Here is a 14,605-nt window from a genome sequence, read left to right as displayed (position 1 = left end):
GCTCAGATTCTCTATATCCTGCGATTGGACAAACCTTCGAAATCGTCGTTGAGCTTATTAACCAGTTCTTCCGGAATCAGTCAGCGACGATTGAAGGCTGCAGTTGAGCAACCTCTATTCGGAGAGGGATTATAGTGTGGCTGGACTCACGCAGTTGAAATCGTAGGGAGCACGGTCGCACTAATGCTAAGTGCGCTTCCCAAACCGGAAGGTCGCGGACCCGTCTTGAGGCAAGCTCAAGAAGCGGTGTAGGCGAGGACGGGAGTCCGCCTCGTCTAGACGATAGAGTCTAGCAGCTAGCAAGGCAGGTTTCCTCCGAAGCGGAGTCCTAGATAAAGCTCATGTTCATTTAAGGCCACGACCAGTTGCGAAATCCGCCCGACTCGGGCCTAGATATAAACGCAGTACTCCATTTTTATCAAATGATTTCTGACGAACTGCAAGTCGCCTGCTCGCACCAAGTCAGCGGGCTGCATTCCGTTGAAAGCTAGAGCTGGAGTAGTGAACCATTCCCATGCGTCGGTATAGTTATGTTCAAACACCCGAAGTGCATCAGCCTTGATCAGGCGCCAAGCCCTGCTATTTCCAGCGACAGTCTGATCTGATCTCTGGCAGTCATGTTTGGTGGCGCACAAAAGATACCGGTACAATCTTTTTTTTCTTGATTTCACATCCATATTTGTAGGCCCGAACATTTATTCTTCGCCCCACAGGCAGAGCCGAAATTACTTGGAAAATCATGTGAGATCTTTCCAACCTGACGTACGTTCAATTGTTTGAAACAACCATGTCAATCTCTTCTCGACATCTAACGCTGACTAGATATTTCCAAATTTCGTTTCGCATTTGTTGATCTTATTTTAGCCCCATGTTCCAAATTAGATTCGTGCCATCATGCTTTTGAAATTAAGCAGTTATCGATGGCGGCAGTGGCCAACACAATATTTGGCTGACCCGACAGATTACCCATTTTGCCTCATCGCCTGAAATCCACGATTTTTTATTTAGGATCTCCAAAAACTGTTCAAGTATCTGAACTTCACTCATACGGGTCATTTTGTCGGTCTTTGATCGATTTGCGTCAAAGGCTAGCATCTGCGCGACCTCCTCGCAGTCTCGCCATCGTTCATATACTTCAGGAGGCGTGCCTCCTGAAGGATAAAACTTATCATTGAATTTTGTCGCTATGACTTTCGGCTGAGTGCCCGGAACCGCGCTATATGATGCGGGACGAGGAAAACTTTCTGGAACTTTTGCATAATCGATCTCATCATTTTCAATCATTTTCATCGCCAATTTTCTCGTTCATAACAAATGCGTCGCAGCTTAATCATCAGGTTTATATCTAAATCCAGTCCACAGTAAAACTCATCAACGCTTGCATATCAGCACAATTAGATTCCATCTACCACCACAACAACTGTCGAATACGATATAAAATTTCTGCGTTTCATTTCGCTGCTCATGACATCTAGTGTTCTTAAATCTTGCCTTACGGTGTCTATTCCAATTACGCCATGGAACATCAGCTCAATAAAAATTTTGCTGACGATGCGACTTATTTCTCATCAATATATGGTTGGCGCCAAATTCTATAACGCGAAACGATTTCGTGTTCAACTAGATTATTCAGACTACCTATTTCAACCGACCCGTCGGCAAAAGAAAAAACAAAAAATGATTCTCCATCAATCGCTTTAGAACTTGCTATCTCGACCACTCTTTTTATCTCATAATCCGCGCTGGAGCTTCGTCTTGTCTGAAGGAAAATTCTATACTCATCTATCCTTTCTACTTTGACGAAACTAAATACGTTTTCCATCTTATCGAAAATAAACCGTTGCCATTGGCTGTGCTCATCCACTGGCGCAACGTCGACATGAAACAAATAGCTGTTGAAGACTACTTCAACAAATGGATACTGGTGTAAGCCTGGTTGACCGAATAGCGAGCGAAGCGTTTCGATTCTTTCAACCTCTTCCCAGCCCTCGTAAGCAGAAAACACTATGAGTCCTTCAACAAAAATCTTAAGCAAGCAGTTGGACGGATCCACATCAACTGCACTATGCGCATAGGAAGCACACCCACAGCGCGCCACGTATATGTGCAATATACACTACATCGTAATGAGGTGTATACGCATCATTGCTATGTCGTGTTTAAACCGTCGCACCTTGGGCACGTGACTGGCATCATGCCAACATGACATCAGCTCCAGACAATGATCCAAACCCGAAAAATTTAGCGCTCGTTGCGCTTGGCGTAGGCCTGAAGAAAATTCGGATCGCAGCAGGCATGAGTCAGGCAGACTTAGCATTTGCAGCTGAAATCGACCGTACTGTTATCTCCAAGATCGAGGTCGGCAATGCCAATCCTTCCTACTTAACGCTAGAAAACATTTGTCAGGCTCTACACGTTACGCTGGTTGATCTCTTCAAGGAGGTTAGTGCAGCACGTCTACCAAGCAAGCCGAATGCACGCAGAGCCAATGCGGCTAAACCAGCCCGGCCTGTAATCAACCGAAGGTTGAGGTAGTGTGGAAGAGAACAGAGACAGTGGTACGTCTAGTCTGAATAGAGCGCTGAATCGGAATGAGTTTGGGACGGAGAGCCGCTGAGGACTGCCAACAGCGTCGGCCGAATTTTAAACTCACTTAGAGCTGGACGATCGTTGCAAGACTTTCGAAAGTCTCTGAGGTCGGGTATGGGTCTTAGCAATGCAACTGTCATCAGCTTTCGAACGTCACAACCGCAAAAATCAACGAGACATACTGCAGCGCCCACACGCCGTCAATTATCTCAAGCAAAAAGCAGGTTAACCAGGAAAGGACGGGGCAGCTGGTGGCTTGTTACGCGCCTAACTTGCTACGTGAAAGCGGGTTTACAGGAAGGCGCTCACTCCCAAATATGCAGTTGAGCACAATTGAGTGAGGGCTTCGCATGCCGACGTCGGTGTTGTCAGTAAAAAAGACAACCGACAGATGAAGAGTTCATCCTAGGCTTCTCTAACCCATTGTTTTAACAGGGAAAAGCCCGTCCTACACGAATCGAACGTGTGACCCCAGGTTTAGAAGACCTGTGCTCTATCCAACTGAGCTAAGGACGGATAGGATGAAAATCGTCGGCAGTATAATATGCAACTGGCTTCTCCGACAATAAGAACCAGCGACCCTCAGCTTAGAAGGCTGATGCTCTATCCAACTGAGCTATGGGCAGATGACGGACAGCTTAACTGTCCAGAGGAAATGAAAACGGGCCGTCGAGGACAGCCCGCATTCGAAACGGTGGTCGGAGTACAAGGATTCGAACCTTGGACCCCCTGCTCCCAAAGCAGGTGCGCTACCGGGCTGCGCTACACTCCGATGGGGACGATCATACCCCGCCGGCCCGGAGGCGTCAATGTAAGAGGCTTTGCCTGCATGCAGGCAAAGCTTCCCGTCAGCCTTACACTTCGAAACGCGCAGCGATGCGCTTGGCCATGCTCTCGGCCAGCTCGGCGCTCTTGGCCTCGACCATCACGCGCACCAGGGGTTCGGTGCCGGACGGACGGATCAGCACACGGCCGCGGTCCCCGAGTTCGCGCTCGACGGCTTCCTTCTCGCCGACGATCGCATTGTTCTTGGTCCAGTCGAAGCCAGGCTGCACGCGCACATTGATCAGGGTCTGCGGGAACAGCACCAGCTCCTTGCAGCAATCGGCCAGGCTCTGGTTGCCGCGCTTGAGCGCCGACAGCACCTGCAGTGCCGAGACGATGCCGTCGCCGGTCGAGTGCTTGTCCAGGGCCAGCAGGTGGCCGGAGCCTTCGCCGCCGAACAGCCAGCCCTTCTCCTTCATCATTTCCAGCACGTAGCGGTCGCCGACCTTGGCGCGCGCGAAGCCCACGCCCATTTCCTTGAAGGCGACTTCGAGCGCCATATTCGTCATTAGGGTGCCGACCGCGCCCTCGACCTTGCCGGTCGCCATGCGCGCGCGCACCATCACGTACAGCAGCTCGTCGCCGTTGTACAGGCGGCCGTTGGCGTCGCACATGATCAGGCGGTCGGCATCGCCGTCCAGCGCGATGCCGAGGTCGGCCTTGTGCTCGACGACGGCCCGGGCCATCGCCTTGGGCGCGGTGGCGCCGACGCCGTCATTGATGTTGAAGCCGTCCGGCTTGGTGCCCAGCTCGATCACCTCGGCGCCCAGTTCGTGGAAGACGTGGGGGGCGATGGCGTAGGCGGCGCCGTGGGCGCAGTCGACCACGATCTTCAGGCCGCGCAGGTCCAGCTCGCTCGGGAAGCTGCCCTTGCAGAATTCGATGTAACGACCCTGGGCGTCGCGCAGGCGGGTCGCGCGGCCGAGCTTTTCGGACGAAACGCAGCCCATCGGCTGGTCGATCGCTTCCTCGATCTCGAGTTCGACGGCGTCCGGCAGCTTGGTGCCGTGCTCGGAGAAGAACTTGATGCCGTTGTCCTGGAAGGGGTTGTGCGAGGCCGAGATCACGACACCGGCCTGCAGGCGCAGTGCGCGGGTCAGGTAGGCGATCGCCGGGGTCGGCATCGGGCCGGCCAGCATCACGTCGACGCCGGCAGCCGAGAAGCCCGCTTCCAGCGCGGCTTCCAGCAGATAACCGGAAATGCGGGTGTCCTTGCCGATCAGCACGGTCGGACGTCCGCTGGCGCCGGTGCTGCCCTTGGCCAGCACCTTGCCCGCGGCATAGCCGAGCCGCATCACGAAATCGGGGGTGATGGGCGCGACGCCCACCAGGCCGCGTACACCGTCGGTACCAAAATATTTACGTGCCATATTATTCTCTTCTATTCGGTTGGCGGTTCAGTGGTCGGCGAAGGTGGCGTTCCACACCCTGATCGCATCCACCGTCTCTGCCACATCATGGACCCGCACGATGCGGGCGCCCTGTGCTACCGCAGCCAACGCACCACCGAGGCTGCCTGCCAGGCGCTGCTCGACGGGGCGCCCGGTCAGCGCACCGATCATCGACTTGCGCGACAGGCCGGCCAATACAGGAAGGCCCAGTTCGTGCTCCATGCGCTTGATACTACGAAGCAAGGCGACATTATGCTCGACAGTCTTCCCAAAGCCAAATCCGGGATCAATCGTGACGCGCTCCCGCGCAACACCTGCGGCCTCCAGGGCCTCGACGCGCTCGCGCAGGAAGGCGATCACCTCCGTTACCACATCATGGTAAACCGGCTGGGCCTGCATGTCCTGGGGCGTGCCCTGCATATGCATGATGCATAAACCGCAATCGCTGTCCGCCACCGCCTCGATCGCGCCCGGCGCCCTGAAGGCATTGATGTCGTTGATCATGTCGGCGCCGGCGATGATGGCTTCGCGCATCACTTCCGGCTTGCAGGTGTCGATCGACAGCGCATAGCCGAGCTCGCGCAGCGCGAAGATGGCCGGCATCACGCGCGCCAGTTCTTCCTGCACCGGCACGCTGGGCGAGCCGGGACGGGTCGATTCGCCGCCGATGTCGATGATGTCGACGCCGTCCTTGATCATCTGCTCGGCCCGCTCCATGGCGAATTCGAGAGACTGGTAGCGGCCGCCGTCGGAGAAGGAATCGGGGGTGACGTTGAGGATGCCCATCACCAGCGGGCGCTGGGCGAGATCGAAGCCGAAACGGCCACATTGCAGATACTGACGCATGATGAAAAAAATAATCGTGAACAGAAAAAAAGACACCCCGCAGGGTGTCTTTTATGAGAGATCGGCTGGCGCTCAGGCCGGTGCCGGGGCGTTGGTCGCCACACCGCCGGAATCGCCGCCGCTCGACGGACGCTTGGTCAGCTGGACCGACTTCGGCGGGGTCGGCTCGCGGCCCGCCATGATGTCGTTGATCTGCTCGGCGTCGATGGTTTCCCACTCGAGCAGGGCCTTGGTCATCATTTCGACCTTGTCGCGGTTCTCTTCCAGCAGGCGGCGGGCCAGCGCGTACTGAGAGTCCAGGATGGCGCGGATCTCGGCGTCCACCTTCTGCTGGGTCGCCTCGGAGATGGTCTTGACCGAGCCGCCGAAGAAGCCTTCGTTCGCATCGTCTTCGTAGACCATCACGCCCATGCTTTCCGACATGCCGAAGCGGGTGACCATCGAGCGGGCCAGCTTGGTGGCGCGGGCGAAGTCGTTCGAGGCGCCGGTCGACATCTGGCCGACGAAGATCTCCTCGGCGATACGGCCGCCGAACAGGATCGAGATTTCTTCCAGCATCTTGTCCTTGTAACCGGACAGGCTGTCGTGTTCCGGCAGCTGCCAGGTCAGGCCCAGGGCATAGCCGCGCGGCATGATCGTGACCTTGTGCACCGGATCGGCCTTCGGCAGCAGCTTGGCGATCACCGCGTGGCCGGACTCGTGGTAGGCCGTGTTGCGGCGCTCTTCCTCGCGCATGACCATGGACTTGCGTTCCGGGCCCATGAAGATCTTGTCCTTGGCGTCCTCGAAGTCGCTCATCTCGACCAGGCGCTTGCTGCGGCGCGCGGCGAACAGGGCGGCTTCGTTGACCAGGTTGGCCAGGTCGGCGCCGGAGAAGCCCGGGGTGCCGCGGGCCAGGATGTCGGCCTTCACGTCGGTGCCGATCGGCACTTTACGCATGTGAACGTTCAGGATCTGCTCGCGGCCGCGGATGTCCGGCAGGCCCACCATCACCTGGCGGTCGAAACGGCCCGGACGCAGCAGCGCCTTGTCCAGCACGTCGGCGCGGTTGGTCGCGGCGATCACGATCACGCCCGAGGAGGCTTCGAAGCCGTCCATCTCGACCAGCAGCTGGTTCAGGGTCTGTTCGCGTTCGTCGTTACCGCCGCCCATGCCGGCGCCGCGATGGCGGCCGACGGCGTCGATCTCGTCGATGAAGATGATGCAGGGCGAGTGCTTCTTGGCGTTCTCGAACATGTCGCGGACGCGGCTCGCACCGACGCCGACGAACATCTCGACGAAGTCGGAACCCGAGATCGAGAAGAACGGCACTTTCGCTTCGCCGGCGATGGCGCGCGCCAGCAGGGTCTTGCCGGTACCCGGGGGGCCGACCATCAGCACGCCGCGCGGGATGCGGCCGCCCAGTTTCTGGAACTTGGTCGGATCCTTCAGGAAGTCGACGATCTCGGCGACTTCCTCCTTGGCTTCGTCGCAGCCGGCGACGTCGGCGAAGGTGACGGTGTTGTTCGTTTCATCCATCATGCGCGCCTTCGACTTGCCGAACGAGAAAGCCCCGCCCTTGCCGCCGCCCTGCATCTGGCGCATGAAGAAGACCCAGACGCCGATCAGCAGCAGCATCGGGAACCAGGAAATGAAGACTTGTTGCAGGAAAGACGGCTCTTCCGGCGGTTTGACGTCGAAGTGCACGTTGTTGTCGCGCAGGTCGCCGATCAGGCCGCGGTCCAGCATGGTCGCGGTGGTGCGGACCTTGGTGTCGTCCTGGCGGGTGGCGGTGATGCTCGATCCCTCGATCGTGACATCCTTGATCTTTTTCGCCTTCACGTCATCGAGCAGCTCGGAATAAGCGATCGTCTTGCTGCCGCCCGCGACGCTGTGGTTGTCGAACTGCTTGAACAGCATGAACAACAGCAGCGCGACCACCACCCAGATGGCGGATTTGGAAAACATATTATTCACGAAAACTCCTCTGATGCGGACGCATCTTTTCCCATGTTTCAAACGCGGATTTTACCGCAATAAGCGGGCGGTGCCACGCACGCCCGCCCGTGAAGCCCGCTTTGAAGCTTTATCCCGTCACTATAACGGTTTTTTATTTCCGACGCGCACGAATAAGCATATCTCTGCCCGTCATGATGGCGTCAGCGGCTTCACCAAGCTCACCATCCGTGGCTGATGTGCGGTGTCAATCCCGGAAATCAAGGGTGAAATCGGGAATTAATTCTTGAGACCGCGCCCCAGCAGGAAGATTTCCGAGGATTTATCGCGGCTGGCCTTTGGCTTGATCTGTTTGACCACCTTGAATTCCTTGCGGAAGAGCTCGAGGATTTGCGTGAACCCCATGTCCTTAAAACATTTTACTAACAATGCGCCGGACGGCTTGAGGTGCGCTTGAGAAAACTCAATAGCGATTTCGATCAAATGCTCCATACGCGCCGCATCCGCCGACGGAATCCCGGACAGGTTCGGCGCCATGTCGGACAGCACCAGGTCGACCTGGCGGCCTTCCAGCACCCCGGCCAGCTGGTCGAGCACCTCTTCCTCGCGGAAGTCGCCCTGGATGAAGTGCATGTCGGCGATCGGCTCCATCGGCAGCATGTCCAGGCCGATCATGGTGCCCTTGATGCCGCCGTCCTCGCCGCCGGCCAGCTTGCGCCGCGTGTACTGGCCCCAGCTGCCGGGCGTGCAGCCGAGGTCGACGATTACCTGGCCGGGCTTGATCAGCTTTTCGGCCTCGTCGATCTCTTTCAGCTTGTAGGCTGCACGCGCACGGTAACCCTCTTTCTGTGCCAATTTGACATACGGGTCGTTAATGTGGTCGTGTATCCAGTTTTTATTGAATTTGTTCTTGGCCATTGGCGTAAAATACTGCTTTTATCAGGTACATCAAAAAAGAACCATTATGATCAAACTTACACCGGCCGAGCGCTCAGCCCTTCGTGCTGAAGCCCACGGGCTCAATCCCGTCGTCATGATCGGCGAAGCCGGCCTGACCGAGGCCGTCATGAAAGAAATCTCGTCCAGCCTGGACGCACACGGCCTGATCAAGGTACGTGTGTTCGGCGACGACCGCGAGGAACGCGTCGCCATCTACGAACGGATCAGCGAAGAACTGGACGCGGCGCCCGTGCAGCATATCGGCAAGCTGCTGGTCCTGTATCGTCCGAAGAAGGAAGCGGTCAAGGAACGCTCGACCAAGGCCGGCAAGGGCATGCGCGAAGTCACCATCGTCAAGCCGAGCCCGAGCGGCACCAAGAAGCCGAGCGTTACCAAGGTCCTGCTCAAGGGTAACGAACGCGTGACCCAGGGCGGCAACATCAAGCGCGTCAAGCCGCGCCAGGCCAGCACCAAGAAGACTGCACTGAAGTAATACAAACCGGGCCAGTCCCGGTTTTTTTACACCCTACCTCGATTTCACGACCAGCACGGCACCCAGCACACTCTCGACCAGATAGCACAACTGGGACACCCCATGCAGCGCCGCGAACGTACCCCACTGCGGCGACGCCCTCACCCCGGCCGGGCCGGCCGACTCGCGGATCGCCGCCATCGCCGGCTGCAGGCCGAGATAGACGACCAGGCTGCAGGCCAGCATCCCGCCGATGCACCAGAACAGCCAGCGGCGCCGCTTCGCATCGAGGTCGGCGGAGCGCCAGGCCAGCACGGCCAGCAGCAGCGCCAGCACGATCGAGAGCCAGGCCTCGCGCGTCAGCATCATGCCCACCACCGAGCCCGCCTGCGTGCTGTCCAGCACCGCGAAGGCGCTCGGCGCGGCCAGATAGCTGACGCCCCACACGCTGCCGGCCCACAGGGCGGCGAGCAACAGCCGGGCGTTGGCGACCTGCGCGTCTGCGGCGGCGGCTTTCACGTCAGACGTAGCGGACTTCGAGGATCTCGTATTCGCGCGGGCCGGACGGGGCCTGCACTTCGACCACGTCGCCGGCGTACTTGCCGATCAGGGCGCGCGCGATCGGCGAGGTCACCGACACCTTGCTCAGCTTGAGGTCGGCTTCATCGATGCCGACGATCTGGTAGGTCACTTTCTGGCCTTCCTCGAGGTCTTCGAGGTCGACGGTCGAGGCGAACACCACGCGGCCTTCGGCATCGAGGGTGGCCGGGTCGATGACCTGGGCCGTGGACAGCTTCGCCTCCAGCTCCGCGATGCGGCCCTCGACGAAGGCCTGGCGCTCCTTGGCGGCATCGTATTCGGCGTTTTCGGACAGGTCACCATGCGAACGCGCCTCGGCGATCGCATCGATCACATTGCGGCGCTCCTTGGTCTTGAGCTGGTGCAGCTCGTCCTTCAGGAGTTCGGCGCCGTGTTTGGTCAATGGAGTATTCATGATTATCCGTCGAAAGACAAAAGTAAAACCACAGAGTCACACGGCGCCAGCCGCGCGAACTCTGTGGTTATCGGTACTGCTCTTGATGCTTAGTTTAAGGTTTTATGCAGGCCTTGTAAATCATAGACCCGCAACTCGTCGAGGTGACTCATGCCCTGCACCGCCGCTTCGGCGCCGGCGATGGTCGTGTAGGTCACGACGCGCGCCTGCAGTGCCGAGGTACGGATGGTGCGCGAATCGTTGATCGCGCTGCGCTTTTCCTCGACCGTGTTCACCACCATTGCAATCTCGTGATTCTTGATCATGTCGACGATGTGCGGACGTCCTTCCAGCACCTTGTTGACCGCGGTGACCGGGATGCCGGCGGCGGAGATGACCGCCGCGGTGCCCTTGGTGGCCACCAGCGAGAAGCCCAGCGCCACCAGGTCGCGCGCCACGGCCACGGTCCGCGGCTTGTCGGAACCCTTCACCGACAGGAACACGCGGCCCGAGGTCGGCAGGTTGACGCTGGCCGCCAGCTGCGACTTCACGAAGGCTTCGCCGAAGGTCATGCCCACGCCCATCACTTCGCCGGTCGACTTCATTTCCGGGCCGAGGATGGTGTCCACGCCCGGGAATTTCACGAACGGGAACACGGCTTCCTTGACGCTGTAGAACGGCGGGACGACCTCTTTCGTCACGCCCTGCTGGGCCAGGGTCTGGCCCACCATGCAGCGCGCCGCGATCTTGGCCAGCTGCAGGCCGGTCGCCTTCGAGACGAAAGGCACGGTACGCGAAGCGCGCGGGTTCACTTCCAGCACATACACGGTGTCCTGGACCTTGCCGTCCACTTCGGCGCGCTGGATCGCGAACTGCACGTTCATCAGGCCGACCACGTTCAGGGCCTTGGCCATCAGCGAGGTCTGGCGCTTCAGCTCATCGATGGTCTCCTGCGACAGCGAGTACGGCGGCAGCGAGCAGGCCGAGTCGCCCGAGTGCACGCCGGCCTGTTCGATGTGTTCCATCACGCCGCCGATGAAGGTGGTCTCGCCGTCCGAGATGCAATCCACATCCACTTCGATCGCGTCGTTCAGGAAGCGGTCCAGCAGCACCGGCGAATCGTTCGACACCTTGACCGCCTCGCGCATGTAGCGCTCGAGGTCGCGCTGCTCGTGGACGATCTCCATCGCGCGGCCGCCCAGCACGTAGGACGGGCGCACCACCAGCGGGTAACCGATCTCGGTGGCCAGCTTCAGCGCCTCTTCCTCGGTGCGCGCGGTGCGGTTCGGCGGCTGGCGCAGGCCCAGCTTCTGCAGCAGCTGCTGGAAGCGCTCGCGGTCCTCGGCGGCGTCGATCATGTCCGGCGAGGTGCCGATGATGGGCACGCCGTTGGCTTCGAGGTCCAGCGCCAGCTTCAGCGGGGTCTGGCCGCCGTACTGGACGATCACGCCTTCCGGCTTCTCGAGGTCGACGATTTCCAGCACGTCTTCCAGGGTCAGCGATTCGAAGTACAGGCGGTCCGAGGTATCGTAGTCGGTCGACACGGTCTCCGGATTGCAGTTGACCATGATGGTCTCGTAGCCGTCTTCGCGCATGGCGAGGGCCGCGTGCACGCAGCAGTAGTCGAACTCGATGCCCTGGCCGATCCGGTTCGGGCCGCCGCCCAGCACCATGATCTTCTTCTTGTCGGTCGGGTTCGACTCGCACTCTTCGTCATAGGTCGAGTACATGTAGGCGGTGTTGGTCGCGAACTCGCCGGCGCAGGTGTCGACGCGCTTGTAGACCGGACGAATGCCCAGCGCGTGACGGCGCTCGCGCACGGCTTGCGGCGTGGTCTGCATCAGGAAGGCCAGGCGGCGGTCCGAGAAGCCTTTCTGCTTCAGCTTGTACAGGGTCGGTTTGTCCAGGCTTTCCAGCGTCTGGTGATCCAGCCACAGCTCGATGTCGACGATTTCCTTGATCTGGATGAGGAACCACGGATCGATCTTGGTCAGCGCATGCACTTCTTCCAGGGTGAAGCCCTGGGCGAAGGCGTCGCCCACGTACCAGATGCGTTCCGGACCCGGCTCGCCCAGTTCTTCCTCGATCTTCTCGCGGTCGCGGGTCTTTTCGTTCAGGCCGTCGACGCCGACTTCCAGTCCGCGCAGGGCCTTCTGGAAGGATTCCTGGAAGGTGCGGCCGATCGCCATGACTTCGCCGACCGATTTCATCTGGGTGGTCAGGTGCTTGTCCGCTGCCGGGAATTTCTCGAAGGTGAAGCGCGGGATCTTGGTGACCACGTAGTCGATCGAAGGCTCGAACGAGGCCGGGGTCGCGCCGCCGGTGATGTCGTTGCGCAGCTCGTCGAGCGTGAAGCCGACCGCCAGCTTCGCCGCGATCTTCGCGATCGGGAAGCCGGTCGCTTTCGACGCCAATGCCGACGAACGCGACACGCGCGGGTTCATCTCGATCACGATCATGCGGCCGTCGGCCGGGTTGATCGAGAACTGCACGTTCGAGCCGCCGGTGTCGACGCCGATCTCGCGCAGCACGTTGATCGACGCGTTGCGCATGATCTGGTATTCCTTGTCGGTCAGCGTCTGCGCCGGCGCGACGGTGATCGAGTCGCCGGTGTGCACGCCCATCGGATCCAGGTTCTCGATCGAGCACACGATGATGCAGTTGTCGGCCTTGTCGCGCACGACTTCCATCTCGTACTCTTTCCAGCCCAGCAGCGATTCCTCGATCAGCAGCTCGCTGGTCGGCGAGGCTTCCAGGCCGCGCTTGCAGATCGCTTCGAATTCTTCTTCGTTGTAGGCGATGCCGCCGCCCGAACCGCCCATGGTGAAGGACGGACGGATGATGACCGGGAAGCCCAGCTCGCGCTGCGCGGCGCGCGATTCGTCCATCGAGTGGGCGATGTAGGAACGTGCGGAGCCCAGGCCGATCTTGGTCATCGCATCCTTGAACTTGGCGCGGTCCTCGGCCTTGTCGATCGCTTCCGGCGAGGCGCCGATCAGCTCGACCTTGTACTTGTCCAGCACGCCGTTGCGGTGCAGGTCGAGCGCGCAGTTCAGCGCGGTCTGGCCGCCCATGGTCGGCAGGATCGCGTCGGGACGCTCCTTCTCGATGATGCGCTCGACCGCCTTCCAGGTGATCGGCTCGATGTAGGTGACGTCGGCCGTTTCCGGGTCGGTCATGATGGTCGCCGGGTTCGAGTTGACCAGGATGACCTTGTAGCCTTCTTCGCGCAGGGCCTTGCAGGCCTGGGCGCCGGAGTAATCGAACTCCACCGCCTGGCCGATCACGATCGGACCGGCGCCAATGATCAGGATAGATTTAATGTCGGAACGCTTTGGCATTTACTTCTTCTCCTGAACTTGAGCTTGCATGAGGCTGATGAAACGGTCGAACAGATACGAAACGTCGGTCGGGCCGGGCGAGGCTTCCGGGTGGCCCTGGAAGCAGAAGGCCGGCTTGTCGGTGCGCTCGAAGCCCTGCAGCGAGCCGTCGAACAGCGAGACGTGGGTCACGCGGCAGTTGGCCGGCAGCGTGGTGGAGTCCACCGCGAAGCCGTGGTTCTGCGAGGTGATCAGGACCTTCTTCGAATCGAGGTCCTGCACCGGGTGGTTGGCGCCGTGGTGGCCGAACTTCATTTTGACGGTCTTGGCGCCCGAGGCCAGCGCCATGATCTGGTGGCCGAGGCAGATGCCGAAGGTCGGGATGCCGGAATCGATCACCTGCTTGGCCGCCTCGATCGCGTAGTCGCAGGCGGCCGGGTCGCCGGGGCCGTTGGCCAGGAAGATGCCGTCCGGGTTCAGCGCCAGCGCTTCCGCGGCGGTGGCTTGCGCCGGCAGCACGGTGACGCGGCAGCCGCGTTCGGCCAGCATGCGCAGGATGTTGCGCTTGACGCCGTAGTCGAAGGCGACCACGTGGAATTGCGGCTTGTCCTGCTTGCCGAAGCCCTGGCCCAGCCTCCACTCGGTCTCGGTGAATTCATACGGCTCCTTGACCGACACGACCTTGGCCAGGTCCATGCCGTTCAGGCCCGGGAAGGAACGCGCCAGTTCGAGCGCCTGGGCTTCCGACGGTTCCACGCCCTGCTGGGCGGTCAGGATGGCGCCGTTCTGGGCACCCTTCTCGCGCAGGATGCGGGTCAGCTTGCGCGTGTCGATGCCGGCGATGGCGACCACGTTTTCTTGCTTCAGGTAGTCCGCCAGCGATTGGGTCGAGCGGAAGTTCGACGCCAGCAGCGGCAGGTCGCGGATGATGAGGCCGGCGGCGTGCACTTTCGAGGCCTCCACGTCGGCCGGGTTCACGCCCTGGTTGCCGATGTGCGGGTACGTCAGGGTGACGATCTGACGCGAATAGCTGGGGTCGGTAAGGATCTCCTGGTAGCCCGTGATCGCGGTGTTGAACACCACTTCACCGGTCGTGTGACCGATGGCTCCGATCGAATATCCTTTGAAAATGGTTCCGTCTGCGAGGGCCAGGATGGCTGGAACGGCTGGGCCAGAAAAAAATGGCGGCAAGGGCAACTCTCCAAGAAGGTTGCCGTAGCTGCGCCACGTCAGACTGACCTTCGGGTACGCCGCGACGATAGGTCTACCGTGGGCGCGAGGTCTACAGAATGATGATGTAAGTGGGTATGCGCTA

13 protein-coding genes and 2 tRNA genes are annotated in these 14,605 nt (G+C 59.7%); 2 read left to right on the top strand and 13 right to left on the bottom strand.

The window, feature by feature from the left end; all coding sequences use genetic code 11:
- Positions 1-389: 389 nt before the first annotated feature.
- From AC1DOP_RS07850 to AC1DOP_RS07840, 3 genes are all read right to left on the bottom strand, one after another.
- Positions 390-677, bottom strand: a complete 288-nt coding sequence (locus AC1DOP_RS07850; RefSeq protein ID WP_477250738.1) for an antitoxin Xre/MbcA/ParS toxin-binding domain-containing protein — start codon at positions 675-677, stop codon at positions 390-392.
- A gap of 229 nt (positions 678-906) precedes the next feature.
- Positions 907-1,290 carry a hypothetical protein gene (locus tag AC1DOP_RS07845; RefSeq protein WP_477250668.1) on the bottom strand — a complete coding sequence of 128 codons (384 nt, stop codon included), beginning with the start codon at positions 1,288-1,290 and terminating at the stop codon, positions 907-909.
- Positions 1,291-1,558: 268 nt separating this feature from the next.
- Positions 1,559-2,053: a hypothetical protein gene (locus tag AC1DOP_RS07840; RefSeq protein WP_477250667.1), complete on the bottom strand. Its 495-nt coding sequence runs from the start codon at positions 2,051-2,053 to the stop codon at positions 1,559-1,561.
- Positions 2,054-2,202: 149 nt separating this feature from the next.
- Here AC1DOP_RS07840 and AC1DOP_RS07835 point away from each other — a divergent pair, with 149 nt between their 5' ends.
- Positions 2,203-2,535 (top strand): helix-turn-helix domain-containing protein, encoded by a 333-nt coding sequence (locus AC1DOP_RS07835; protein ID WP_477250666.1) that lies wholly within the window; start codon positions 2,203-2,205, stop codon positions 2,533-2,535.
- Positions 2,536-3,031: 496 nt separating this feature from the next.
- Here AC1DOP_RS07835 and AC1DOP_RS07830 read toward each other — a convergent pair.
- The 6 genes from AC1DOP_RS07830 to AC1DOP_RS07805 all read right to left on the bottom strand — a co-directional run bounded on the left by AC1DOP_RS07830 (position 3,032) and on the right by AC1DOP_RS07805 (position 8,504).
- A tRNA-Arg gene (locus AC1DOP_RS07830) sits at positions 3,032-3,105 on the bottom strand.
- Positions 3,106-3,284: 179 nt separating this feature from the next.
- Positions 3,285-3,361 (bottom strand) — tRNA-Pro (locus AC1DOP_RS07825).
- Positions 3,362-3,443: 82 nt separating this feature from the next.
- Positions 3,444-4,784 carry a phosphoglucosamine mutase gene (gene glmM / locus AC1DOP_RS07820; protein WP_442123147.1) on the bottom strand — a complete coding sequence of 447 codons (1,341 nt, stop codon included), beginning with the start codon at positions 4,782-4,784 and terminating at the stop codon, positions 3,444-3,446.
- Between the two features lie 27 nt (positions 4,785-4,811).
- Positions 4,812-5,651: a dihydropteroate synthase gene (gene folP, locus AC1DOP_RS07815; protein WP_442123148.1), complete on the bottom strand. Its 840-nt coding sequence runs from the start codon at positions 5,649-5,651 to the stop codon at positions 4,812-4,814.
- Positions 5,652-5,723: 72 nt separating this feature from the next.
- The gene (ftsH, locus tag AC1DOP_RS07810) at positions 5,724-7,607 is read right to left on the bottom strand and encodes an ATP-dependent zinc metalloprotease FtsH (protein ID WP_442123149.1); all 1,884 of its coding nucleotides are present in this window, start codon (positions 7,605-7,607) and stop codon (positions 5,724-5,726) included.
- A gap of 258 nt (positions 7,608-7,865) precedes the next feature.
- Positions 7,866-8,504: an RlmE family RNA methyltransferase gene (locus AC1DOP_RS07805; RefSeq protein WP_442123150.1), complete on the bottom strand. Its 639-nt coding sequence runs from the start codon at positions 8,502-8,504 to the stop codon at positions 7,866-7,868.
- 46 nt (positions 8,505-8,550) lie between these two features.
- Here AC1DOP_RS07805 and yhbY point away from each other — a divergent pair, with 46 nt between their 5' ends.
- Positions 8,551-9,018, top strand: coding sequence for a ribosome assembly RNA-binding protein YhbY (yhbY, locus tag AC1DOP_RS07800; RefSeq protein ID WP_442123151.1), 468 nt, complete (start codon positions 8,551-8,553; stop codon positions 9,016-9,018).
- Positions 9,019-9,051: 33 nt separating this feature from the next.
- Here yhbY and AC1DOP_RS07795 read toward each other — a convergent pair whose 3' ends face one another.
- The 4 genes from AC1DOP_RS07795 to carA form a co-directional block, all read right to left on the bottom strand.
- Positions 9,052-9,471 carry a DUF4149 domain-containing protein gene (locus tag AC1DOP_RS07795; RefSeq protein WP_442123152.1) on the bottom strand — a complete coding sequence of 140 codons (420 nt, stop codon included), beginning with the start codon at positions 9,469-9,471 and terminating at the stop codon, positions 9,052-9,054.
- 46 nt (positions 9,472-9,517) lie between these two features.
- Complete coding sequence (gene greA / locus AC1DOP_RS07790) at positions 9,518-9,991, bottom strand: transcription elongation factor GreA (protein ID WP_442123153.1); 474 nt, start codon at positions 9,989-9,991, stop codon at positions 9,518-9,520.
- An 89-nt stretch (positions 9,992-10,080) separates the two neighbouring features.
- A complete protein-coding gene (gene carB, locus AC1DOP_RS07785; protein ID WP_442123154.1) occupies positions 10,081-13,311 on the bottom strand; it encodes a carbamoyl-phosphate synthase large subunit in 3,231 nt (1,076 codons plus the stop codon).
- Positions 13,312-14,481, bottom strand: coding sequence for a glutamine-hydrolyzing carbamoyl-phosphate synthase small subunit (carA, locus tag AC1DOP_RS07780; protein WP_442123155.1), 1,170 nt, complete (start codon positions 14,479-14,481; stop codon positions 13,312-13,314).
- Positions 14,482-14,605: the final 124 nt, after the last annotated feature.

Source organism: Massilia sp. 01N410 (assembly GCF_056399665.1).
The sequence above is the reverse complement of the archived record's forward strand: the minus strand, read 5'-3'. Positions and strand labels throughout refer to the sequence as shown.

Bases quoted from the DNA above. Each gene is read 5' to 3' on its own strand.
- AC1DOP_RS07850 (WP_477250738.1), bottom strand. From the start codon at position 677: ATGGATGTGAAATCAAGAAAAAAAAGATTGTACCGGTATCTTTTGTGC.
- AC1DOP_RS07845 (WP_477250668.1), bottom strand. From the start codon at position 1,290: ATGAAAATGATTGAAAATGATGAGATCGATTATGCAAAAGTTCCAGAA.
- AC1DOP_RS07835 (WP_477250666.1), top strand. From the start codon at position 2,203: ATGACATCAGCTCCAGACAATGATCCAAACCCGAAAAATTTAGCGCTC.
- glmM (WP_442123147.1), bottom strand. From the start codon at position 4,784: ATGGCACGTAAATATTTTGGTACCGACGGTGTACGCGGCCTGGTGGGC.
- folP (WP_442123148.1), bottom strand. From the start codon at position 5,651: ATGCGTCAGTATCTGCAATGTGGCCGTTTCGGCTTCGATCTCGCCCAG.
- AC1DOP_RS07805 (WP_442123150.1), bottom strand. From the start codon at position 8,504: ATGGCCAAGAACAAATTCAATAAAAACTGGATACACGACCACATTAAC.
- yhbY (WP_442123151.1), top strand. From the start codon at position 8,551: ATGATCAAACTTACACCGGCCGAGCGCTCAGCCCTTCGTGCTGAAGCC.
- greA (WP_442123153.1), bottom strand. From the start codon at position 9,991: ATGAATACTCCATTGACCAAACACGGCGCCGAACTCCTGAAGGACGAG.
- carB (WP_442123154.1), bottom strand. From the start codon at position 13,311: ATGCCAAAGCGTTCCGACATTAAATCTATCCTGATCATTGGCGCCGGT.